This is a genomic window from Runella aurantiaca, assembly GCF_003339505.1.
Lineage (GTDB): Bacteria > Bacteroidota > Bacteroidia > Cytophagales > Spirosomataceae > Runella > Runella aurantiaca.
This window is the reverse complement of the sequence record NZ_QPIW01000001.1, coordinates 401,881-426,108: the sequence shown is the minus strand read 5'-3', so window position 1 is coordinate 426,108 and position 24,228 is coordinate 401,881. Positions and strand designations below refer to the sequence as shown.

The 24,228-nt window shown below is 41.4% G+C and carries 20 protein-coding genes; 8 read left to right on the top strand and 12 right to left on the bottom strand.

The annotated features are described in order from the left end of the window. The first annotated feature begins 4 nt into the window (after positions 1 to 4). From DVG78_RS30290 to DVG78_RS01855, 4 genes are all read left to right on the top strand, one after another. A complete protein-coding gene (locus tag DVG78_RS30290) occupies positions 5 to 532 on the top strand; it encodes an IS630 family transposase (protein ID WP_310589109.1) in 528 nt (175 codons plus the stop codon). Between the two features lie 192 nt (positions 533 to 724). Beyond that, a complete protein-coding gene (locus tag DVG78_RS01865) occupies positions 725 to 3,862 on the top strand; it encodes a hypothetical protein (protein ID WP_199563176.1) in 3,138 nt (1,045 codons plus the stop codon). Between the two features lie 379 nt (positions 3,863 to 4,241). After that, a complete protein-coding gene (locus tag DVG78_RS01860) occupies positions 4,242 to 5,279 on the top strand; it encodes a hypothetical protein (RefSeq protein ID WP_114459359.1) in 1,038 nt (345 codons plus the stop codon). 617 nt (positions 5,280 to 5,896) lie between these two features. Beyond that, the gene (locus DVG78_RS01855) at positions 5,897 to 8,026 is read left to right on the top strand and encodes a hypothetical protein (protein ID WP_147276949.1); all 2,130 of its coding nucleotides are present in this window, start codon (positions 5,897 to 5,899) and stop codon (positions 8,024 to 8,026) included. A gap of 34 nt (positions 8,027 to 8,060) precedes the next feature. Here DVG78_RS01855 and DVG78_RS01850 read toward each other — a convergent pair whose 3' ends face one another. Then, the gene (locus DVG78_RS01850) at positions 8,061 to 8,711 is read right to left on the bottom strand and encodes a hypothetical protein (RefSeq protein ID WP_147276947.1); all 651 of its coding nucleotides are present in this window, start codon (positions 8,709 to 8,711) and stop codon (positions 8,061 to 8,063) included. 313 nt (positions 8,712 to 9,024) lie between these two features. Between DVG78_RS01850 and DVG78_RS01845 the strand changes: the two genes are divergently transcribed. Continuing rightward, positions 9,025 to 10,698 carry a thiamine pyrophosphate-binding protein gene (locus DVG78_RS01845; protein WP_114459356.1) on the top strand — a complete coding sequence of 558 codons (1,674 nt, stop codon included), beginning with the start codon at positions 9,025 to 9,027 and terminating at the stop codon, positions 10,696 to 10,698. Between the two features lie 100 nt (positions 10,699 to 10,798). Here DVG78_RS01845 and DVG78_RS01840 read toward each other — a convergent pair whose 3' ends face one another. From DVG78_RS01840 to DVG78_RS01800, 11 genes are all read right to left on the bottom strand, one after another. Continuing rightward, positions 10,799 to 11,530 (bottom strand): class I SAM-dependent methyltransferase, encoded by a 732-nt coding sequence (locus tag DVG78_RS01840; RefSeq protein ID WP_114459355.1) that lies wholly within the window; start codon positions 11,528 to 11,530, stop codon positions 10,799 to 10,801. Between the two features lie 87 nt (positions 11,531 to 11,617). Further along, positions 11,618 to 12,934 (bottom strand): glycosyltransferase, encoded by a 1,317-nt coding sequence (locus tag DVG78_RS01835; RefSeq protein ID WP_147276945.1) that lies wholly within the window; start codon positions 12,932 to 12,934, stop codon positions 11,618 to 11,620. Between the two features lie 143 nt (positions 12,935 to 13,077). Next, positions 13,078 to 13,968, bottom strand: a complete 891-nt coding sequence (rfbA, locus tag DVG78_RS01830; protein ID WP_114459353.1) for a glucose-1-phosphate thymidylyltransferase RfbA — start codon at positions 13,966 to 13,968, stop codon at positions 13,078 to 13,080. Between the two features lie 94 nt (positions 13,969 to 14,062). Next, positions 14,063 to 15,514, bottom strand: coding sequence for a glycosyltransferase family protein (locus tag DVG78_RS01825; protein ID WP_114459352.1), 1,452 nt, complete (start codon positions 15,512 to 15,514; stop codon positions 14,063 to 14,065). Positions 15,515 to 15,731: 217 nt separating this feature from the next. Then, the gene (locus tag DVG78_RS30285; protein ID WP_310589108.1) at positions 15,732 to 16,247 is read right to left on the bottom strand and encodes an IS630 family transposase; all 516 of its coding nucleotides are present in this window, start codon (positions 16,245 to 16,247) and stop codon (positions 15,732 to 15,734) included. 19 nt (positions 16,248 to 16,266) lie between these two features. After that, on the bottom strand, positions 16,267 to 16,758 hold the full coding sequence (locus DVG78_RS30280) for a winged helix-turn-helix domain-containing protein (RefSeq protein WP_229598100.1): 492 nt from the start codon (positions 16,756 to 16,758) through the stop codon (positions 16,267 to 16,269). 310 nt (positions 16,759 to 17,068) lie between these two features. Continuing rightward, on the bottom strand, positions 17,069 to 17,383 hold the full coding sequence (locus DVG78_RS01815; RefSeq protein WP_229598099.1) for a hypothetical protein: 315 nt from the start codon (positions 17,381 to 17,383) through the stop codon (positions 17,069 to 17,071). Positions 17,384 to 17,581: 198 nt separating this feature from the next. Beyond that, entirely contained in the window at positions 17,582 to 18,700 is a 1,119-nt protein-coding gene (locus DVG78_RS01810; protein ID WP_229598098.1) for a radical SAM protein, read from the bottom strand. 163 nt (positions 18,701 to 18,863) lie between these two features. After that, positions 18,864 to 19,052, bottom strand: coding sequence for a hypothetical protein (locus DVG78_RS29860; RefSeq protein WP_147276943.1), 189 nt, complete (start codon positions 19,050 to 19,052; stop codon positions 18,864 to 18,866). 11 nt (positions 19,053 to 19,063) lie between these two features. After that, positions 19,064 to 19,720: a recombinase family protein gene (locus DVG78_RS01805; RefSeq protein WP_114459351.1), complete on the bottom strand. Its 657-nt coding sequence runs from the start codon at positions 19,718 to 19,720 to the stop codon at positions 19,064 to 19,066. Positions 19,721 to 19,953: 233 nt separating this feature from the next. Continuing rightward, complete coding sequence (locus DVG78_RS01800; protein ID WP_114459350.1) at positions 19,954 to 20,265, bottom strand: hypothetical protein; 312 nt, start codon at positions 20,263 to 20,265, stop codon at positions 19,954 to 19,956. Between the two features lie 512 nt (positions 20,266 to 20,777). Between DVG78_RS01800 and DVG78_RS01795 the strand changes: the two genes are divergently transcribed. The 3 genes from DVG78_RS01795 to mblB all read left to right on the top strand — a co-directional run bounded on the left by DVG78_RS01795 (position 20,778) and on the right by mblB (position 24,227). After that, the gene (locus DVG78_RS01795) at positions 20,778 to 22,079 is read left to right on the top strand and encodes an AAA family ATPase (RefSeq protein WP_114459349.1); all 1,302 of its coding nucleotides are present in this window, start codon (positions 20,778 to 20,780) and stop codon (positions 22,077 to 22,079) included. After that, complete coding sequence (locus DVG78_RS01790; RefSeq protein WP_158549945.1) at positions 22,069 to 22,641, top strand: RloB family protein; 573 nt, start codon at positions 22,069 to 22,071, stop codon at positions 22,639 to 22,641. The genes DVG78_RS01795 and DVG78_RS01790 overlap by 11 nt, the downstream gene beginning before the upstream one ends. A 422-nt stretch (positions 22,642 to 23,063) precedes the next feature. Next, positions 23,064 to 24,227 carry an anti-phage 6A-MBL system MBL-fold protein gene (gene mblB / locus DVG78_RS01785; RefSeq protein ID WP_114459347.1) on the top strand — a complete coding sequence of 388 codons (1,164 nt, stop codon included), beginning with the start codon at positions 23,064 to 23,066 and terminating at the stop codon, positions 24,225 to 24,227. Position 24,228 lies beyond the last annotated feature (1 nt).

Here is a 24,228-nt window from a genome sequence, read left to right as displayed (position 1 = left end):
TCGAATCATTGTATATATCGACGAATCAGGCTTTTACCTTCTCCCTCTGGTGAGTCGTACATGGGCACCAAAAGGACAAACGCCTGTCATTGCAGAGAAAGCGGGGAAAGAACACTTGAGTCTTATTGCCGCAGTGACCCCTAACGGCAGACTATACATCAGTGGACAGGACAAGGCATATGACAGTGAGGGAGTAATTAACTTTTTAGAGTACTTGTGTCGCAGATATCGCAGCAAGAACCTGCTGGTGATTTGGGATGGGGCTACCATCCACCGCAGTCTGGCCATCAAAAACTTCCTGGCATATAAAAAAGGAAGAGTGCATCTTGTCACACTGCCGGGCTATAGCCCGGAGTTGAATCCGGTTGAGTTGCTGTGGAGTCAGTTGAAAAGGGATTTCAAGAATAGGGTCTTTATTAGCTTGAAAGATTTGGCTGAAGTGTTAACAGAAAAAATCGAAGAAATTAGAAAAAATACAACATTGCTTATCTCATTTTTCCGCAAGAAGGAGATCGCTTACTTTACAGACTAATTCACCTATCAATAATAAAGCAGTTATAACGTATAAATAAATTTATATTTTGATAGGTTTAACCATGTCATTTATCCGTATATTTAATAGGTTAGCTGGCACATCCAAATTATCAGTTCTATAAATGTTCTTATGACGAATAATAAAAAGTCCCCCACTTCTGCGTTAGAAAAAGTCTTACCCTCTCAATTTATGAGAGAACTCCGACCTGAGTACTATTCTGACACTGAAGACCGGGTTTCATATATATTAGATGCCCTAAGATTAGAGTACTATTTAGAATCAATAACGCAGCGTAACCAAACGCATGATTTTGAGATATTTTGTCGTAAGTTATGCGAGCGAACCATTTGCCCTAATTTACGCTCCCATACCGGCCCGGATGGCGGTGGAGACAGTAAAGTAGACACCGAGACGTATCCTGTTAGTGAAAAGATTTCAATTCTATTTTATGTTGGTGATCAAAAATCATCTGATGAAAGATGGGCTTTCGCAATCAGCGCACAGGAAGATTGGAAATCCAAGGTCAGGGATGATGTTAAAAAAATTTATGAAACCAATCGAGGGTATAAGCGAATAATTTTTGTCACCAGCAGATTTGCAAGAGACAAAGACCGCGCCGACATTGAGGACGACCTTTCCAAACAATACGATATCCCGGTAACGATTCATGATAGGTCTTGGATTGTACAGGAAGTTATTGAGAAAGATCGTAAAGACCTTGCTTTTAATTACCTGGGAATTGGTGAAACTAAAACGGATCCGCTTAGGTTAGGACCAACGGATTATTCACGCACTCAACAACTTGCCGATATAGAAAAATCCATTGAAGATCCGGATGTATTTCGCGGGATGGAGCGGGAACGCGTTACTGAAGCTCTTGTTGCTGCAAAATTATCCAGAAATCTGGAACGACCTCGTTTTGAAACTGATGGCAGATTTCTTCGTGCTATTCGATTGGCCGGAGCTGATGGCACTGATAGGCAAAAACTAAAAGCTAAATATGAACATATCTGGACAGCATTTTGGTGGTTTGATGACTTTCAATTCCTGAAAAACAACTATGATTCTTTTGAAAATCTTGTATTAAAGTCTGAAGATGCTATTGATCTGGAACTGTTGTGCAATCTACTGCAGTTGTTCTTTAATTGCGTTTTCCATGAACATATGTCTCGTGAAGAATGTAGAATTGATGAGCGTATTGAGAGATTAAAACTGGCTTTAGAAAAAATAATTTCTAACAAAAATCGGCCTAATAATAGTCTGGAAGCACAAACTTCTCTTCTTATTATCCAAATGAATCAAGCCATGCAGAATGAGAAAAGAGACGGCTTATCTGATATTTGGAAAGGATTCTCTCAGATTTTCGAAAAAGCCGGTGGCCTGGGCGAATTTAATGTGGATCGACTAATAGGTATGGTAGAGATTGCGGGAGACTTTGCCGGTAATGATCCTGCTTATAATACGCTTATTGAAGAGATGGCGGACTTTGTATCCGGCCGTAAAAGTGAAGCGGAAGGAGCTTTAATACTTCTTAAACGTGCTCAAAAGCTTGATTTTGAGAGTAATTTGGAAATGATACGTTTATTGGGGAAAGCGACTGTACGTTTAGCCAAAAAAGAATACAGAGATGAACTTGTTGAGGCTCTGCAACTCCTGATGTTCGCATATAGAAGTGCCGGCCTATTATGGGCGGCAAGAGCAAGTTGTACATTCCTGACAGCGACCCTTGCTTTGGAAGGCGATGAAAGGAGTAAGTTACCAATTCGCTTTGTTCCCACAATGAAAACTTGGGGTTGGTTGGCTCTGGAGTTACGTCACATTCCTGATCTTCTATTCGCTATTCAGTTATTAAACGGAATTTTGGCTACACTTCCATTAGCAGAAGAATCAAAAACTAAGGTATCAGAAGACATTCGTGAGTTAGACTTGGCCCTTGGCTGTTTATTTTTGAATGCTGATGAAGATGACATACAGAAGTTAGAAACTGCACCGGATGTACTTGAAGCATTAGGGCTATTCAGTGCCAGATCCGCTTTACTTTATATAATGGGATATAATGATATTCTTCGTGCCGACGGTAGTTTTCCTGAATCTGAACCGGATGAAGAAATAAACCGAACATTTTCACTGCTTGCAAGCCAGCCAATAGCAGAAAGTTTACGCGGTCGATTCGTCTTAAATATTGAAGAACCTCACTCACTTGAAACATCTATTCTTGGCATGACCATTGAGATCGAGGTTGAAGGCAGTGAACAATCTATTATTCTTGCACAAGCCATTTTAGGTTCTTTGGAAGCATTCTTCGCCACCACTCTTGAAAAAATTTCTCCTCATACTGAAAGACTAATTCTTCAGCTGATGGAGAATGAACAAATTTCTGCGCCATCGGTTGAAATTGATCCAATGGAAATGAATGGCTATATCTACTGGCCAAGGATGCTTTCATCAACTAATTATGAAGATCAAAGCCGTTTTACCAGTTTCCTAACGGTTATTGCAGGTCACGTTCTTACTGTTTGTTGCATGACTGAAAATACAGAGGCATTACTTGAGAAACTTTATGCTGACGAAGCAGTATATAATCGTATAACGATGATAGCTCATGCGTCGAACAGTTATCACCGAGTTACATCTAAAAATGTTTCTAAAATATCTGACTGGCAGAGCGTTATAAAAAAATCATATAAGCCCTGTATTATACGGCCTGAAATTGAATTTATTACTATTAAGTCAGATGACATAGATAATATAACAGTCAATCCCGGTGGTATGCCACCGAGATTAAAAGATCATCGTGCAATAAGTGTTCGCTCAGTTATTGATATTCATTCCTGGGATCGAGCTGATTGGAAAGGAGCAGGTTATGCACAATTTAATCCCATGCATCCTCCTTATATGGCTCTTTTATTCAAAAATGCTGATGCCGCGAGAAAAATTTTTACGCGTTGGAAAAAGCGTTTCGGCAATCATGATAAAGATGAAGAGATATCATTATCTATCATACGTCAAATGCCACAACATAATAAACATCACTATCGTGTTTTGATAACGTCTAAGTTCCCTCACAAAGATACTTTTAAGCCTATCCAGCTGGTTACTATGGGCAGAAAATCTATGTTAATGGAACCTAAAAATGATATAAACCTGGAAAGGTTTTTGGAATCTTATCACCATTTCAATGCATTTTTTCTATTGCCTGCTATATTAAAGGAAGCTGGCCCTCCTGAATTTCTATTTGATCTTGCAATCTTAAAACACAATCTATCAGTAAAGTTAGCTTCAGAAATTAAGGAAAATGATATTGAATTCATGGCTATGCATATATAGGCCACGTAAGGTTATTGCTTCTTATAATATAGGTGTTTTATAAGTAAGTAGCACTGATAAATTACTTTGCATTAAAGGGTATAAAATTAATATTGAGATGATTTCCGACATTGGCTAAACATCACATCTATTAACTGCAAAGGCTAATGTTTCTTCGTTAAAATAATCAATTGGATTTAGCCACCCGATCTTTAATTGCCTCCAAAGTGTTTCAGCTCTATTTAAATGGAGTGAATAAGTGGGCAGTAAGAAAAGATACAGTCTGCCGCCTAACCCGTACAGCTACTGTATTATTCAATGATTTTTCCTATTTTTCCCTGAAAAAACGTAATGGTTTTTTTCATCTGTTTTGTCTTTACACTCAGTTCGTTCCTTGAGCATGAAAGATTCCTTCAAGTTCGACAAAAGCTACCCCGATGGCTATGAATACATTGGGACATGGGCCCGGACCACCCGTGATATTATCAAACACATGGATGAGGAAGCGACCCGTTATGCAGAAAGTCATCTTCCTGAGCCGGGGATTCCCTTCGATCGGGTTACTCAAACTCGGTTAAATTTTACGTTTGACTCCTTACAGGAGGCGAAGTACGCCTTTTACCGAAGCACCGCCTCCGCCATAGAAAGGGAAATTAAGCGAGTCTGTCCTGACCGGCAAATGGCCCGCTGGATACGGCACAGTGCCAGTTTCGACATAGGAAGCCTGTACATGGAAATGCCGGCTCACAAGCCGGAAGAGAAAACCCAAACCACAATTGATGACAAACCACACGAGGATTTGAGTAACTCCGCTTCCGGTATACCCGAACACCACCCCTCGGATCGAGTAAGAGATCACTATCATATGTCTAAACGATTTACACAATCGCTGCATTATTTCCCTGCCACAGAGAATTCCAACAAAACACATTTGAAAGAAAACCAACCGAAAGCATCGGGTTCCTACGAATACCTTACCGATACCGCGCATACAGCCCGCCACATCCTCCAAAAGACAGATCAGGAGATCGCCCGTTTTTCCATTGGGGAGCCTCCTTTGAGAAACACCCGCCAATCCGCTGTCGTTGGGAGGGTATTTACTTCGTTGGAAAAAGCGAAATCAACCTTTCGGAGCTCTGTTCTGTCGTCTTTGGAAAAGCAAATTAAAGCGACCTGTCCTGATCGTGAAAAAGCGCATGATCTGCGAAACATTATTTATTCGGCTATTTCAGTCTCCTATGAGCCACAACCAAAAGAAATCTCCGGGCACTACCCCTCTAAAACAGAAAACGTATACTCAAAGGATAATGCGACGGAAGGGAAAAGGAGTGCTTCGACGCGTTTTACACAGAAATTGAACTATGATTCTATGAGGAATCATCAGGTCACTCCCTCGAAAGACTCATTGGACAGTAGGAAAGACAGGGATAGGGAGTAATAAAGCAGCCGAAAAAAGTTCATCAACTTCACTTTCGTTCATTAGGTATAAAATCAGCCTTAGTTGAAACATAACCGTAAACTCTTGGAAAAGCTTTGGCAGGGTTCCCACTCCTGCCGACAAGTTCAGATGCTGAACCACGAACCTGGATCATTCCGCCGGTTCTTCTCTTCAATACCCCTATTGTGCAGGCGGTTTTAAGTCGCCCGGCTTAAGGGTTGCTTCATTTATAAAAAACGGCATTTGTCACTCCTGAATGAAGCAAAAGCCATTTATATTCATGCAAATTTTCATAGCAACGACATTATTTTTCAAAGGGAACTGCATGCCAATGGCAAATTGATGTAACCGGCACCCGGAATCTGATAAAACGGTAAGCCATTAATAAATCAGCCATTTTTCCGGGCTATTTTGAAGGAGAAATGCCTCCAAGATCATCCCTGACAAAGACCTGTCTCTACACCCTGCTTTGCCTGTTGGCAGTGCCGGCGATAACGGCCTGTTTACCGGGCGAAGGGGACGTGGCAGCGCGGTACAATGCGATCAACCAGCGTGCGGCGGTGGAGAATGCGGGGATGAGCCTGGTCCAGGCCGCCCAGAATCAAACCGCCTATAACATGGCCTTTGCAACGGTGCGTAAATCACCCTTAGGCGATACCGCTTTAACCACCCTGCCAACCATTCCCGAAGATAGGCGTCCCAAGCCGGTGCATCCCGTCGGTGTGGTAGTTAAACCCTGTGGTGCCTTTGGTACGCTGGCTTACTTTAACCGCCAGCCGCGCGGCCTGCCGCCCCTGGCGGTGATTGGAGGGAGCATGATGCGGGCGATGGCGTTGCGCTTTGGCGGCGAGAATGTAGGCATTCGCACTACCAATGGTGTTACCGAACTGCCCGTGCTCACCCAGACTGTCGCTGACTGCAACAGTGTCGATGCTGATATTCTGCCCGGCTCACCGATCTTTGCAGCGGGCTTTGACTATAACGATACGGCCTTGCCTGACCGCAAGGAGGTGACCTGGCCGACGGTGGCGCGCTATATAACCATACCGTGCCCCAGCGGCTTTGACGGGGTGATCAAGCGCGAGCAGAAATGCCAGTTGCAGTATGATCCGCTCTCCGAGGAGCATGAAGAGGGCGAGATCCTGATCGGCGGCGATAAGACCCCGAACAAAAAAGCCCGCATCAATAAAACCTGGGACTGCGATACGGCCGCCGATGGTCCGGCCACAGCGGATGAGATCACTGCGTTCTGCCGTGATCCGACGGATGTGCTCGCCAAACCGGCAGACAGCCCGCTGGCGATGCAGGCGAAGAATATGCGGGTGTTGCTCGAGGATAATAACCCCAACGGCTTTTATGATTTTAAGTGCCGTGGTTCGGGCGGGGATTGCACGGCAGCGCCGGTGACCAATCCGGAGGTGCCCAAGGGCACCTATTACCGCTGTGAGCAAAGTTCGGCGCAAACGCCTTACTATGTAGTCAATCCACAGCGGCCGTTGCAACTTGATGGGGCGGGCAATGTGGTTGGTGGTGGTGCATCCCAAGACTGCGGCCGGAACTGGACAGGCGATCTCACGGCGCGTTATCAGGTGCGGCGTTGTAACTTATATCGCAACAATGGATCAGGCGAAGAGCTCGTCCGCCAATCCCAGACACTGTATCATATCGCTTATGCAGGGGCGAAATGTTCCACAACGGTGAATACAACTGTGGCCTGTCCCGTGGGCAATGCGGCAGGCCGATTGCCCGTGGTTCGCCGTATGACCATGGTAAAACCGGCCGCTCTCGACTGGCGTCCCGCGATCCCGGGGACCGCAGATTGGAGTACAAGTACAATATCCACCAATGACAGTCGGCAGGAAATCAAGGATATGGCCGATGAAAAAGGATTTATTGTCCCCGATACGACGCGGGCGGAGCTGGATGCCGCCGATACGAACACCGAATGGGCCTTAAAATTGGCCGCAGCCATGGAGCGTCGCGATCCAAGTTCGATGGATAATAAAGTCGTGGCCTGCGATAACACGGGAGAACCCTGTAAAGTGGAATCGTCTTCCGAAATTAGAATTGTGGTCGATCAAACCTCCTCGCGCCCGCTGGCGAGCCTGTTGGGAGGAACCTTTACCCTGCGTAATCTGCAATGTGTAGCGGGCACCGGAACCTGTCATCCATTACTGGGGGATGACCAGCCCAAAACCTGTTCAGGACGTTGTTTGGTGGATGCAAGCAAAGGACCCACGGATATTACCATCAGCGGCGGCAACTATGAGCTTTTGCTGGAAAGTTATCTGGCCGCGGTCACCAAAAATTTGCCGCCCGATGTCACCATCACAGTGGATCGGGTAAGTAACGGCAACTCACTGGCGCTGTTTACCGATACAGGTTCCATTTGTGATCTGGCAGCGGCCAAAACCCCGCGCCTGATGGTGTTCGGTTACGCGCTGACCAATGGCAACAACAATTATACTTCAACGATAAGTTGCCCGGCCTTATCGGGTCAGGCCTATAACCGACCCTATGACCTGCTCAGTGATGCCATCAGCTCATTTGTGGGCAAAGGCGGTCAACTCAGGGTCTATTCCAGCGGTGAGTTTGCTTCCCTGTGGGCCACGGCGGGAATTGCCGGAACGACGGGCAATGAACTGGTCGAAGCGGGCTCCGCTTCTCGGGCATTGGCCGATTGGATCAAAAACCCCATCGGCGGCACTCCTGTTTCTATTGGCAATCCGTGCGATCTCGTAAGATAAAATCGCTGACGCCGCTTTTTATTTCAATGCAGGATCATTGCCCGGCATAAGGTACATACGTGGCATTGGTACTGAAGCCACTTACACTGGCTTTGGTATTCAACAATGTCCCCGTATTTTTTCGGACGCTTTCCAACAAACCATTGAATCCGCCGGAGGTCTTAATGGCTTTAGTCATTCCCTCGGTAGCGATACCCGTCTTATCATCGGTTTTTACGGTAATGGCCACCACATTCTGTCTGACCAGCTTCTTTGTTTCAGGATCCATCACATCAATGGTCCCGAATGAACCGTCTTTGGCAATTACCGTTAAAATAGCTTTGTTGGGATCTTTGGCAGCAAAGTTAGGGGATGCCGCATTGGCAGGCGATTCCGGCGCAATTTGCAGATTATCCGGCACGACAAGCTTATAGGGCTCATTCAGATCCAGCCCGGTGATAATGCTTCCCGAAGGCGTATTAAACTGCAGATCAAAATCGTTCATGATGGTATTGGTAGCCGCGTCATAGGCTCCGAATACTTTCAGTTTATCGTTTTGACCTACGTTGAAAACTACGGCGGCATCAACGGTTTTTGTCGGTTCAATGGGCCCGACAGGCGTAGGGTCGCTGTTTTTGCCGCACCCCTGTGCAAGCATCGTTAAAGCACTGAAGGCATAAAAGCCGGCTTTTTGAATTGTATTCATAGTGTCCTCCCCAAGTGACGCATTGAGTATAGCAAAAAAAGGCTTTGTTTTCAAAGGGTTTGGAAGGGGGCGGACGGAAGCGGTTTTATGAAATAAATCCATGTTTTATAACATATTAATATTGGTTAAATTAAGTCACTGTTTTGCTGATACTAATTCTCAATGCCTGAATTCGGTCCTTTTTACCGGTCGACTCGATACGGGTTTTCATATCCGGCAGCGAATAATAAATAGTAACGTATCTGTTGTCAGAACAGACAACTGGCTGTAAAATTCTTACATCTACCCACAAGTAATATTCCCAGGATTATGAATGTTAGTTTCAGATTATATTGCTAATTTTTTAGTAAAAAAAAATGTTCAACATGTTTTTGGCTATACGGGAGGAGCAATATTAAAACTAATACACTCTTTTATTGATACGGGTAAAATTTCTTATATTCAAAATTATCATGAGCAAGCATCGGCATTTTGTGCGGATGCATACGGGCGTTTAACCGGTAACATTGGGGTTGCAATAGCAACATCCGGTCCGGGAGCGACCAATCTGGTTACAGGGATAGCAAATGCACATTTAGATTCTGTACCTACTCTTTTTATTACCGGGCAGGATTATGCTGCGAATACTCTGAGACAAAACGGAAGCAGACAAAATGGTTTTCAGGATCTTGATATTGTAACTATTGTTAAGCCAATTACAAAATATGCTGCTACTGTATATGATAAAAATCTTATACGGGAAGAGCTGGAAAAAGCCTTTTATTTTGCCTGTAATGGCCGCCCGGGTGCCGTTTTGCTTGACATTCCTATTGATTTACAATTTCAGGAAATTGCCCCTGACGAATTAATAGGGTTCTCTTATCCCCCGCCGCCTTCATTTGATTATAAAGCTATCCCCGATATTATCCAATCTATCCAAAATGCAAAAAGACCAATTGTATTGGCCGGTGGAGGAATTCAACTTGGGCAGGCAGTAGAAGCGCTTGAATATTTTGTTACCATTACCAATATACCGGTAGTAACCACTTTAAATGGTATAGATGCGGTTTCTAATTCCTACAGCTTTTCCGGCTTGCACGGAAATACCTTTTCAAATTTAGCCGTACAAAATGCAGATTTATTAATTGTATTAGGTGCTCGCCTTGGCCAGCGACAGGTTGGAAAAAAACCTGAAGCCTATACAAATGCAAAAGTAATTCATGTGGATATCGACAACAGCGAACTCAATAGAGTTATGTCTGAAGATATTAGTGTTCAATCAGCGATTAAACCATTTCTGGATCAAATCAATATTAAGATAAAGGATGTACAACTTCCTGATTTTAGTGCCTGGCATGTGCAAATTCAAAATTGGGAAGATAAATATTGTGCTACAACACATATGAGTAAAGAAGGACTCGACCCTGTACGTGCTGTAAAGTTACTTTCTGCTATTTTTAATAATGATACAGTAATTACAAATGACGTTGGACAAAATCAAATGTGGGTTACACAAGCCTTTCGTAAAAAAGGAAAGCAAAGACTTCTTAACTCCAGCGGATTGGGAAGTATGGGCTACTCTTTACCGGCTTCCATTGCTGCTACGTTCGCCTGCCCTGATTCGCAAATAATAGCGTTTACAGGAGATGGCGGACTGCAAATGAACCTACAGGAACTTATGCTTGTAGGCCAACGGCAGCTTCCTATAAAATGTATAGTATTTAATAATAACTCTTTAGGCATGATGAGAGAAGTTCAAAAACGTTACTATAATGAAATTTATTACGGTTCATCTACAGAGGACTTTGTCTGTGTTGATTTGGAAAAGCTTGCAGCTACTTATAATCTTGGGTATTTTAGAATAGAAAATGAAGAACAAATTCCTTTGCTTAAAACTATTTTAGAAGATAAGAAACCACATTTAATTGATCTGAGAATCGCCTTTGATTCCCTTCTTTCAAATAGATATGATGAATCTGAAATTTTTTCTGCTGAAAAAATAGTGTAACGAATTGCTCCTGAATTCACGGAGATAACGGCAATTGAATCAAATTTGTTCTTTTATCATTGAAGCGAGCCCTACAGGGACTCGTTTCAATGATTTTAATTTATTTTCGACGGCAAACTATAAGCCAAAGATGTACTTTACTTCCCCAATAATCATCACGACAACTGCCCACCGTTATATCTGTAAACCATGGTGCCAGTTCTTTCTCAATTTCTTCAACACTATCAAATTTTTTAAGAACCTGCCCAACTCTAACACCGTATGGATCCCGGGTAACTTCCATATGTCCATTACCCAAATCTTTCGCATTTTCTAAAATAAAAGTTGAACTCATTGGAACGGAATGAATGAATAAACCGCCTGATTTCATTACACGGGCAATCTCGGTTAGATTATCACTATAATTTTGACCGGGATCAATATAATAACAAGCGCTGCATGCAAGGATATTGTCAAAATAAGCATCAGGATAAGGGATTGTAGAGTTTCGGCCAACCCGCGCTTCCATCACAATGCCATTGTCAGCCATACGCTCAGTAATATAGTCACAAATTTCTTGAGTGACTTCAATTCCGTGAATTTTAAGACCCAGATCTGCTAAAAGTGGAATGTTTCTGCCATCTCCAAATCCAAGATCTAAAATATTTTTACCTATCAGATCTGCTTTGTTTATTTTGTGGTTAGGATAGGATCCAAGAAAACTTCTGATTGCAAATTCGTTTGGGTAAACCTTAACTATATCCTGCTTCTTATAATAAGAACTATAATTCTCATCATTTTCTATTGACATTATATCTTCCCCTACAACTTGTGTGACAATAATTTCCGGCATTACTCAGAAAATACAATTTATATCATAAATTTATTGCTTTAAAAGAGCATATTTAAAAATATCTTTCTCTTAACAATAATATTGTCATCAGTGAATAAAGCGTTTTATTAACATCTTAAGTTCAGGTGATAAATAAGGTGCGATATATTTACGAAGTTTAGAAATTGAATCATATTTCAAACCGGCAATATTAACTACCGGCAGTTCTTTGACTTCAGCAGCTGTTGTATTTCGTGTCAAATTGATATTGAAATGATCTTCCATAACTTTAAATTTATCTTCAAATTTACATTTATCCCTGATCATTTGTTGTGAAGCCAATGAAATGTCTTTTCTCCATACGGGATCTTTTAAAAGTTTTTGTGCAATTTCTCTTGCTTCAGAAGGAGATTCATACATCGGCAAATCAATATATCCCTCCATCAGTTTCTTTAGTTCGTTTGTCCGTGGAGATAACAAGACAGAATTGGAACTTAAGATATCAGGAACTCTCCAACTGAATCCATCAGTAGCACGTGCATTCGGCAAATTCATTGATATCTTACTTTGATTATAAAAATTCTCTGATTGATCGATTGATACACACAAATCAAATACATAGGAATTTAATAATTCGTAGTTATACATCCCTGCTTCACAAATTGTTTCATATCCTTTTATTACCAAACCTAAATCAGACAGGGCTGAGAGTGTAAAAAAACGATCTTTAGTAGTAATCAAAAAGACGGCCAGTGTTTCAATTCGCATATGATCGTGAAAATCAGGAAGGTCAACATTTATTTTTGAGAATACATCGTTTTTAAAGTTATTAAATTCTTTAAAAAAATCATCTTTAAGGGCATTGGATTTCTTTCTTTGAAAATAGTGCACTAACTGATGTGTGTAATTTGGTATTGAACCAAGAAAGGAAATATTAATATTCTGCTCAACTTCTCTTGCATTAAAATCCGTTGCATAACCGAAATCAAAAAATCGATCAGGGTTAATATTGGGGAAGGAACGCAATAATGTATTATATATATTTTCGTTCATTTTAAAAAAATGATATCTGTCAGCATATTTTGAAATCAGATCTTTAAATGCGAAAAAATCCGGACCATCTGCTACATAGAGCGCAATGGGGCAATTCGTTTCCGATACTACCTCTTCAAAAGGGAATGAATTATTAAAAGTAATAATCAGATCGGGATTAAAGTCTTTAATCTTTTTTTGTAATTCAGCCTTATCAATAAAAGGTATAAGTTTGGATGTAATCGGATGCTTAACGAAGTCATTAGTACGAATGTTCAACACCTCGTTACCGCTGCGAGCAAGAGATCGTATAAAACCTTCAACAAAAGAGTCAAGATGCTTTTCGGGTGTCCATGTAACGTTTGAAAAAGCAGAGAATAAAATCTTAGCCATATTATTTATCTCACAATTCATCAGTATAAAATACTACATTGTTAAGTAGTATTGTGAGTAAATGTATAGCGATATTTGCCAAATCATTAAATAGATAATTTTATAAATAGTATTCTATGTAAATTAAAAATTATTTCCCCATATTATTTCCTGAGAAATGGTTTGGTGCATAACGTTTTCAAGTAATCACCATAGGTGCTATTACAATATTTTTCAGATAAGATACATAATTCGTCAAGTGTAATATTATCCATCATATATGCTACTTCTTCGATACAGCCAATTTTCAGTCCCAGGTGCTCTTCGACAATACTCATATAAACCCCTGCATCTACAATTGAATCAAAAACACCGGCATCCATCCATGTCGAACCACGTGACAAAAACTTACAACGCAGGTTGCCTTCCTTAAGATACATATTGTTAATTTCTGTAATCTCAAGCTCCCCCCGATCAGACGGCTTAAGATTTTTTGCTTTTTGGACAACTGTACGATCATAAAAATAGAGTCCGATAGATACCATATCGGATTTAGGATTTAATGGCTTTTCCTCTAAGGAAATGACCCTTTTATGTTCATCATACTCAATGACCCCGAAACGGTGGGGTTCCGTGGATGGAATACCGATAATATATGCACCCTTTATCAGATTCCTGCAATCTGCAAATTCACACCCTATACTTGCCATATGCAGAATGTTATCACCAAGCATGAGACAGACGGCATCGTTACCGATAAAATCTTCGGCAATAATAAAAGCATCAGCCAAACCGCGTGGCTGTTCCTGAACAGCGTAGGTAATGTTGATACCTAAATGGGCACCGGATCCAATTGCAGCTTCAAGAATCGGCGTATCTTTCGGCGTGCTGATAATCAAAATATCTTTAATACCTAAAAGCATCAATGTACTAAGCGGATAATAAATCATCGGCTTATCATAAACAGGCAGTAATTGCTTACAAAAAAAATCTGTCAGCGGACGTAATCGGCTTCCGCTTCCCCCTGCCAGAATAATTCCTTTCCGAATAGACATTCACTCCCCGCTCATCATAATTAACTCTTTTATTATGAAATATTTTATATAAATTGCAAGGCAATTATCTTAATAATTATCATCTACCCCCGCATTATATAATGGTTTTTCTGATATCTTTAATTTGCTCAATGAAAACTTCACTCATTAAAGAAGTATTGAAGTAAAGATGTTCAAGGCATAAAGCCTGAAACGAGGCAAGTTGAATTTTTGATTTTTCACATTGGACCAACTTTTCAGCTTTAAGAATGTAATCTGAATTATTTTGCGCATACGGAGTAAAAGGCAATTCAAATGCTGCCTCTCTTATTTTATTGTACACGGATTCAGCTTGGGCAAAACCTGAAAAACCGGATTTTTCTAATATAGGCTTTATATCTCTTCCCATATAAGAATAATTGTTCCCCATAGACAATATGGGCTTCCCGTAGAAAGATGCTTTTATTGCTGTAAGACCCGTAGCAAGAGGAAAACTGTCTAATACTATATCAATCATCTGAGCGAAAACATCTATATCTACCCATCCAACAAACTTTACCCGATTTAACAAACCTTTGCGTTGGAAAAAATTCGCTATTTTTATATCATCTTCATATCCGGTATATAAATACACTGTATTTTTTGATTGTTGCAAAATTTTCGCAACACATTTTAGAAAAGTTTCCTGTCTGATTTTTTCTATTCTACCAAAGGTTGCAAGAATGATTGTATTGTCATCAGCATACCTTTTACGTTTTATATTTATTTCCGGATTGTTGCCCGGAATAATTTTAATTGCAGATGGTATAACTCTCCAGCGATCTTGCAAAAATATACTTGATTTTTCTGCAATAGTCCCATAGGTAATTAAACCGTCAATTTTAAATTTTGCTATGTCAGGGTGAAGGTATTGTGAAATAAATACTTGAGTCGCAGCAATCTTCATCCCAAAAAGAAAAAACATTAAGCTCGGCAAATGAACCCATACTGCAATATCAATTTGTTCTTTATGAAGAGCATCACGCATTTGTGTACAAGATCTTGGTATAGCGGATTCATTAAAATTAACAATAATTACAGGAGTGCCAATTTCATTAAAACGTGCTTTAACAGAGTTCAGGTTATCGTTTGGGCTAAAAAGAAAAAGATGAGGTTGATAATTTTCACCCTCATTTAAATGTTTACAGATAAAATATATATGTTCATAAGCAGAAGGGTCATCTCCAAGTCCGACAAAAGCTATTTTGGGTACTTTATTTTTCCAATATGGTATAGGTATGGAATATCTTTTTGCTGCATTAAATATTAATTTCGAGAAGTTATTTACCCATAAATTATATGATGCTTCATCCGGTTCTTTTTGTCCTTTAACAAAAAATGATATAAAAAAAAGTTCATTCGCCAAGTCGTCTTGCCCTTGAGATTCAAATCTCTTTGCCGCCGCAACTACTTCACTATGCAATTTATCAATTTGACATTTACTGGAATTAATCTTATATCCCGCAAGGCATTTTTTAAATTTACCATCTCTATATTCAATAAGCCGCTTTGATATTGAATGGAACATGTTTACCCTCAAATATTTTAATTACTCAATATATACTTTATTATAATAAAGTACATAGTATTACTATTAGGAGATTGATCTAAATCAGTAAAAAAGAGAGCAACATTGATATATTAATTAAGATAATAAAACGTGCCGTGTTTTTCCAATATATAAGTTACCGTCGACACCCCTAACCGATATCAGTAACTCTTACTCAGCCTTATTGATAGGTGAATTAGTCTGTAAAGTAAGCGATCTCCTTCTTGCGGAAAAATGAGATAAGCAATGTTGTATTTTTTCTAATTTCCTCGATTTTTTCTGTTAACACTTCAGCCAAATCTTTCAAGCTAACAAAGACCCTATTCTTGAAATCCCTTTTCAACTGACTCCACAGCAACTCAACCGGATTCAACTCCGGGCTATAGCCCGGCAGTGTGACAAGATGCACTCTTCCTTTTTTATATGCCAGGAAGTTTTTGATGGCCAGACTGCGGTGGATGGTAGCCCCATCCCAAATCACAAGCAGGTTCTTGCTGCGATATCTGCGACACAAGTACTCTAAAAAGTTAATTACTCCCTCACTGTCATATGCCTTGTCCTGTCCACTGATGTATAGTCTGCCGTTAGGGGTCACTGCGGCAATAAGACTCAAGTGTTCTTTCCCCGCTTTCTCTGCAATGACAGGCGTTTGTCCTTTTGGTGCCCATGTACGACTCACCAGAGGAAGAAGGTAAAAGCCTGATTCGTCGATATATACAATGACTCGATTCTCACTTGTGGCTTTTTTTTAATTCTAAAATTGTTTCTTCCCGCCACTGCTTGACTTTGGCTTCATTCTGCTGTCGGGCCTTTTTGACAGGCTTCTGCAAACTCCATCCAAGCTTCTTCAACAGCCGCCCTACTTGGGTTAGGTCGTAGCTGACACCAAATTTTTTAACAATCACTTCATTAACGCGGGCACGTGTCCAAATATGGTTGGGGAAACCGTGGTTTACTGCACCTAAGTTTAACTCTGTGGCTAATTGAGAGAGTTGTTCTGGGCTCAGTTTAGGGGGAGAGCCGGTAGGTTTGCGAGCCAAAAGACCATCTAACCCCTTCTCTCGGTGCTTTTTTAAAGTTTGGCTGACCCATCCCGCAGTCAATCCCAAAGCAAAAGCAATATCTTTCTGCTTCCAGCCTACTTGCTTCAATTCGAAACAGCGACGGCGTAGCACTTCGTAATCCGATGGTTTGTATTTTGTGATCATGAGTGCAAAATACAAAATTTACAACTTTATTCATCCATCAATAAAATATAGATTGAATATTCAGATAACACCATGAAGCATTTCAGGTTGCCGGAATAAAGACGCAAACAGGCTTTTGGCTTTACCGCATCCATCAACTTGATTCAGTTGAAAACGCCGCTCTCTGTTTTAATCAGGCCGCACATTCAATAACTGTCTACCGCATGGCTGACTGAAATGCCCGATTTTAATTGTACCGCTGCCGATTACTTCATACTGAAGATGATCAGTTTATTTGTGTAACCGCAGGAATGAAATAATGGCAAACAGGTTTCGGGCAAATGACTTACTCATTCTGAATTTGTCCCGAAAACCATTCAAGTGTTCTCTCAAAGATGATTTTGTTATCATAGATGTCCCGACATTCAGCTTTCAATGATATTGGCGCAAGCTGTTTTCGTACCGTATCTTTTTCGGCTTCATCCTCATGGTCTTCAAACTGAGTTTCAAAAACAATCAAATGGGCATTGGGTAAAACAACTCTTTTTAATTTATCGCCCGTCGATATGGACATATAGGATCTTCGATCCAATTCCAGGCAATCTTCGAGGTTCGTATACTGTTGTTCTGCTTTGGTAAATGTCAGTCGATCAATGATCATCGGGCCCATACCGTTATTCCGTATATAAATGTATATCCGGCTCCGGTGATCCACTACGTCAATTTGACCTAAGGGCTTAAGCGATTTTTCATTATGAACCCGTTGCAGATACAACTGATAAAAGGTGGCCAGTAACGCTAAGGTAGAAATGATGATTGACAACAAGGAGTACCTGCCGTTCAGAAAGTGTTTCGATGGTTACATCATTCCGTAATCCCGCAATAATTTCAACCGTTCTTTGGCCTGAAGTTCATAGATCCGTGGAATAAACGTGTGGTAAATACTGCATTGAGGGTCCTTTCCTTTCACCCGGTAGACGGGACAGCCACTCGTGCAAACGGACTTATATTGGCATAAAGCACAATCCGCAGACTTCATATCTTCGAGGTGAGTGCCCCGCTCGATCATATCGACCAGGTCCATACCCTCTTCAAAAACAGAGAATGAGGGTTGAGCGGTGTCACCAAAATGAACATGGCAGTAATTCAATGTCCCGTCGACATAAATGGCCCCGCCCGAAAATCCCGAAGCGCAGGTCTGAAAACCCGGCTCATTGGTTTTGAGATCACAGAATTGATGCCGGCGGGAAAACTGCCAGCCGGCTTGAATCGCCTCTTCCATAACCGCACAGGATTCCGAAAGGCATCGCTCCAACAGGTTCGCATCAATGTCTTCACCCCTGACGATGGAGTATCGGAACGGAATATCCAGATCAATCAGGTAACGGGTCAATTCGGGCAACCCTTCCAAATTACCGTTGGTTACTACTGTATTGGTGGAAACCGGAATAGCATGAGCCAATAATTTTCTGAGATTGGCATCAATCACGTCGAACGTGCCTGCCCCGGTTCTGAATGTGCGAACCCTGTCATGGTACGATTCCAACCCGTCCAGTGAAACCCCGAAACTGATAGTGTGCTCTTTTGAAAACGTGATAATCTCGTCCGTTAAAATCGTCAGGTTCGTAATAAATGCAATTTCCAGTTCACAGCCTAATTTCTGTAACGTTCGCTTTGTTTCCGGAATGAATTCTTTCCAAGACTTGAATTGACTTAACGGTTCGCCCCCTGCCAGTCTGAATTTTATTTTACGGATATTTCGCTTGGTAACGGTTTCGGCCAGCTTGTGCAGTAACTGCCGTTTTGTCGCTTCCGACATTCCGCCTGTGGAATTCAGCGTGGAAATATAACAGTAGCTGCAACTCAGATTGCACTTGTTGGTGGTGTGAATCCAAAAATTCAGTGATTCCGGCGCGGCGGGTTTCTCAGGTTTGCTGAAATCATCATCAAACCGAATGATTTCGGTTTGTGACAGCATTCCTAAGAAATTTTCCAAGCTGCCGGCCGGAACGGCAAGTTTTATGCCGAGCTCTGCCATAGTAGTCTTGCCGTCAATGGCCGTGAGAATATGGTACTGCACCCGGTTCAGAATTCGCAGTGAATTCGGAAAGGAGCAGTTGACGGCATAGAAATGCTCTGCATCAAGCAGCCGCAGGAGCAGATTCGGTGACTTTATAGGGATCAACATATTCGTAGGTTGAGCGGGCAGGATCGTTTGCACAGTCACAATTGGCGTTGACAGATGTTACTTTCAAAGCACCTTGTCCAAGCCTGTTTTCCAGCAGGGTAAAATCATCAAACAGGATTTCATTTTCAGTTGAGTAATTCATCGTTATTAAAATTATGGTGAAATGATCGTTTGTTTCAGTCGGTTCATCAGGACATTAACCGTACTGGGATGCCATCGCCCGTCCCCGCGAAAGGTCGGAATTTGCCGTTTATTGAGTTCCCTGCAAACGGCACGTACCGAGATGATCCCCCTCGTTTTCAGTCTTTTGAGCGTCGGAGACAATTGTTGGGCAAAATCTTCGGCTGCTTTTTTATTGGCGATGGAAAGCGCGGTGCCGTTTTTGCCCAGGATCACCCCTCGTCTTTTGGCCGCTCCCAGCGCGTCTTTGGTCGTTTCACTGATCCGTCGGCGATTATCTTCCGCCACTGCCGCCAGAATATGAATGGTGAAACGATTGGCGTGCGGGTTATCGGTGACAATGATTTCCACTTTGGATTTAACAATGCCTGCGATCTGTTCAACATCCCGGCCCAATCGGTCAAGCCGGGCAACCATCAATATAGCTTTCATTTGCCGACACAGGTCGAGGGCCTGTAATAATCCAATTCTGTCTTTACGGGTTGATTTGACCTCTGTGACCTCACGGATGACCTCATAGCCGCTGAGTTTGCAGTAATTCAGGACCGCGTTTTGCTGTGCTTCCAGCCCCAGCCCGCTCCTGCCCTGTCGTTGCGTGGAAACACGGTAGTACGCAATCACCTGTTTCATAGGCCGTTACTCTTTGTTCTGTCCGTGAGTAAACCATCGTTTATATTTGAACAGGTTTCGCTTAAAATTCTGTTAGCTGATGAAAAGAAGAAGCTGTAACACAATCACTTAAAATGGAGGAGTCGCTTAAAAAGAGCGGTTTTTGTCTATCGGTTAACGATGGTTTACTCATAGACAAAACTTCCCGCAAAAATATTTTTTGAAGCGGTCAAACCGATCATCATCCAATAAAATCACTCAAAAAGATTCCTTTGGGCAATGGGCTTTCCATGAATCATCAACTCAATGGTCTCTTTTTCACGTTCGTAGAGTGTGCCCAATCGGCGCGGCATACCTAAGTAGGTATCATTGATATTGTAAGACGGCCATTTAAAACCTGGCTGCCACCGGCCTTCGTCATTCCACTGATATTCCGTGCACAAACGCTTTCCGTCTTCTTCCAAGCCACTGTGTGCCGCATACTCTTTAATCACCAACCGCCAATGGGTGTTTCCTATTTTTATCGGCTGACTTATATAGCGGATTTGCTGGCTAATTGCTTCCATATCGTCGCAGAAAAACAGGGAAACTCTACGATATCAAGATTACACCGCCGCTTGAAAAAATATTGGGACATTTCATGCAACAAAATACTGACTCCAGATTCATATTCCCGATCTTGTAAAGTGCTACACCGGCTCTTCGTGAAAAGGATATTCAATGGGCCAGAAAGCGGTATAATAAAAAACTGAAGGTACTGGCTTCTTTATACGACAGACAAAGCGTAAACGATGCGCAGTAAAAAGAAGTTATAATCAAGTTCCGAAACCTGTATGTCCTGATTAAAGAGTACTGCCCACTTTATCTTACACCTTTCCGCATTAAAGAATGTGGGAGTTGATAAACTAAAGCAACGCCAATATCTATCCCATCAGCATTTTTTAATCATTTTACGCATAAAATACGTTTAAAACGATTTTTCTTTCCGAAATTTTACAAAAAAATGAACAAATCACGCTAAAATTATCAAAATTTCGGAAAATCAATTACCTTTGTGTGGTAAACAAGTAAAAATACCATGTTGATATCATTTGCTGTCAAAAACTTCCGGTCAATAAAGGATCGAAAGGAAATATCAATGCTGAAAACCGGCCTATCAGGATTCGCTGGTAATTATGTAAAGTTGACGAAAAAACAGTCGGTCTTGAAATCAGCTGTTATATACGGGTCCAATGCTTCCGGGAAGAGTAATTACTTAAAAGCGATCCATGCCATGGAATATTTAGTAATCCATTCATCTTCCTATAAGCTGGATGAACGCATTGAACCATATGAGCCTTATCTCTTGGACAGCACGTATGCCGAGAGTCCGGTAGAGATGGACATCAGCTTTCTTTACGATAGCCTTCAATACGATTATTCCATTTCTTTTACGTCAAAGAGAATCGAAAGAGAAGAGCTTTTTTGTTACTCTACAAAAAGTAAGTCGCTGCTTTTTTCACGTACGGCTGAAAAAGACATGAAATTTGGGGATTATTATAAAGGTGTAAAGAAAACGATTGAAAAACTTCTCCTGCCAAATCAGCTGTTCCTATCAAAGGCGTCTGATAACAATATAGATGTATTAAAATCGGCCTATTTGTTTTTCCGTGACGGACTTTCTGCTTTTCCGCTTATGGAGGAGTTTATGGAAAGCAGTATGTCTATGTTATATGCAAAAAGACTTGCTGATGATACCTCATCCAGTTTTGCCAGACGTTTCAATGCGCTCATATGTTCTTTGGACACGGGCATTTCATCTGTGACAGCCAAGGAACGTGATTGGCAAGACGACGCACTGGGAAACCTGCCTGAAGTTGTTAAAAATAAAATCAAAGAAGATTATAAATACGAAATTAGAACTCATCACCCTGTTTATAAAAATGGTGTTCAGGTCAGTGTTCGTGCATTTGAAATTGCGAGTGAATCTACAGGAACGCAGAGTTTATTTGCAATTGGCGGAATTTTACTTGATGCATTAGATAAAGGCCGAGTTCTGGTTGTAGATGAGTTTGAGAAGAATTTACACCCGGAAATTACCAAGTATTTTATCCGCATGTTCCATAATCCGGATATTAATCAAAAAAATGCACAATTAATTTTTGCTACGCATGATATTAGCCAGCTTTCAAATGATCATTTCAGGAGAGATCAGGTTTGGTTTACAAATAAGGATGAATATGGAAGTACCGATATCAGACGCTGTTCGGATATTTCAGGGTTACGTTTAGGAACTCCGATTGATAAGTGGTACGCTAGTGGCCGTATTGGCTCAACTCCGCAGATCGATGACCGAAATTTTATTATTGAAATGCAAAAAGGAGTTGAGAATGAAGACTAACCGAGAGCTGATTTTTTGTTCAGGGACTACCGAATATCTTTACGCAAAGTCCATGCAAATGGAACTTCCGCATAATCTAAGAGGAGCAGTTACCGTAGAAGTTACCAATCAGAGGAGCTGTGATCCCTGGTCCCTTGCCAAGGAAGCGGTGCGAAAAAAAAAGCAATCAAACAGGGACAGAAATCCTTACGATAACATATGGCTGTTTTACGGGAACCCAAGTGTAGAAATGCCGGGTATGCTAAAATATCTTGGCGCAAATGATCTGAACGCTGCCTACTGCCCATTGTGTCTGGAGCAGTGGTTCATTCTGCATTTTGAAGAATACGCCACTTCGTTTGTCACAAGGGAATCAGCAGTTGCCCATCTAAAAAAGATTTGGCCGCAGTATAAGAAAAATCAGATAGATGCCTATGAAGAATTAAAGGAACGGCTACCCATGGCCATCAGTCGAGCATCTTTGGTGAATAATCAACTGAAGATTCACGAAACGAAAGCAGTACCAATTTTCACTGTACCGAATCTGCTGGTATTTTTTGATTCTATGCGGCAAGCCGGCTAAGAACAGTGATTTAGATATTAGATACGTTTTCTATAAAAGCGGAAAAAGCCCGAAGGATCCGACCCCTTCAAGGCTTTTTAGTATGTCCAGATTCAGCGTGCAGTATAACTGCAGCATACTACTATGACGGGAATAGGTTTTATTTACGATGCAAAAGTATCAAAAGTTTAAAACAATGCAACTTTTTTACGCTGCTTCAAAATAGATTCCGTATAGCCGAATTGCTGAGTCGAAAATTAATACCGTCCTGATGAAAGTCGGGTTGGTGATTTTTAACTCATAAACAATTCAATAAATGAACAAATTGTTTCCAACAGGCGGCTATACGAGCCGGCTCGGCACAAAAGATGTTGTGCCCACGCCAAAAGTATCGGATTTACTAATGAGTATAGTGTTCACCAACAAAACAAAGGAGGTGAACCATGGCTAATCCTACAATTAAATACTACCCGGTGGGAAATGGTGATATGTCACTGATCACACTCGAAGACGGCACAAGAATATTGGTTGACTGTAAACTCACCGCGAAATCCGATGAAAGTACGGATCCGAAAATTTGCGATGTTAAGAAGGACCTACTAAATTCTCTTCAAAAACGTAGTGGAAATTACTTCGTGGACGTGTTCATTCTTACCCATGGCGATAGAGATCATTGCCATGGTTTCAAAGACAACTTTTATCAAGGCGATCCTGCAAAGTATGGACAGGAAGACCGCGAAGAAAATCGGATCATCATGGACACAATGTGGTTCTCACCAATGATTGCCGAGCAGTACACCAATGATGACGAAGACGCTCATCAATGCGAAGCGGAAAGGCGTCTTGATCTGCATAGGAACAATCATCCGGATAAAGACAAGCCCGGTAACCGCATCAAAATAATCGGATATGACAGCAACAAAGAGTATAAAGACCTAAATCATTTGCGTGCTGTACCAGGAGATGTTGTAACCCGATTTAATGATAAGAATCAAGAAACGTTTTCGATCTTTATCCATGCTCCTTTCAAAATCCACCTCGATTCCCCGGATAAGGATAAAAATTCTGCCAGTATTGTCTTCCAAGCAAGATTTAAAGCATACAGTTGGAAATCAGACTTTTGCTGTTTGGCAATGTTCGGCGGAGATTCAGACCATACCACATGGGCACAGATTTTAGAACGTACGAAACGTTTTAAGAATGATGTCAACCAGCAGGCTTTGAGTTGGGATCTTTTTCTTGCACCCCACCACTGTTCCTGGAGTTTCTTCAATGATACCTCGGAAGATGATGTGCAAGCCACTTCCCTTGAGGCATTGGACTATGCGCGTAACAGAGAGGCAAAGGTGATTGCTTCCAGTAAGAAGATCGTCAATAATGATGATAATCCACCTTACGCTGATGCAAAAAAAGAATATATTAAAAAGTTGTCGAGCGAAGACAAATTTCTGAATACAGCTGTAGAACCGAATGAATCAGCACCGGAGGCGATCGTTTTTGATATTACGGCTAATGGACCGGCTAGAGCGCCTAAAAAGACCACAGGTTCAGCTTGGGCTTCTGCAGGCGGTGCCGGTGCGGCAGGAACGATTATAACTCAGGGATAAT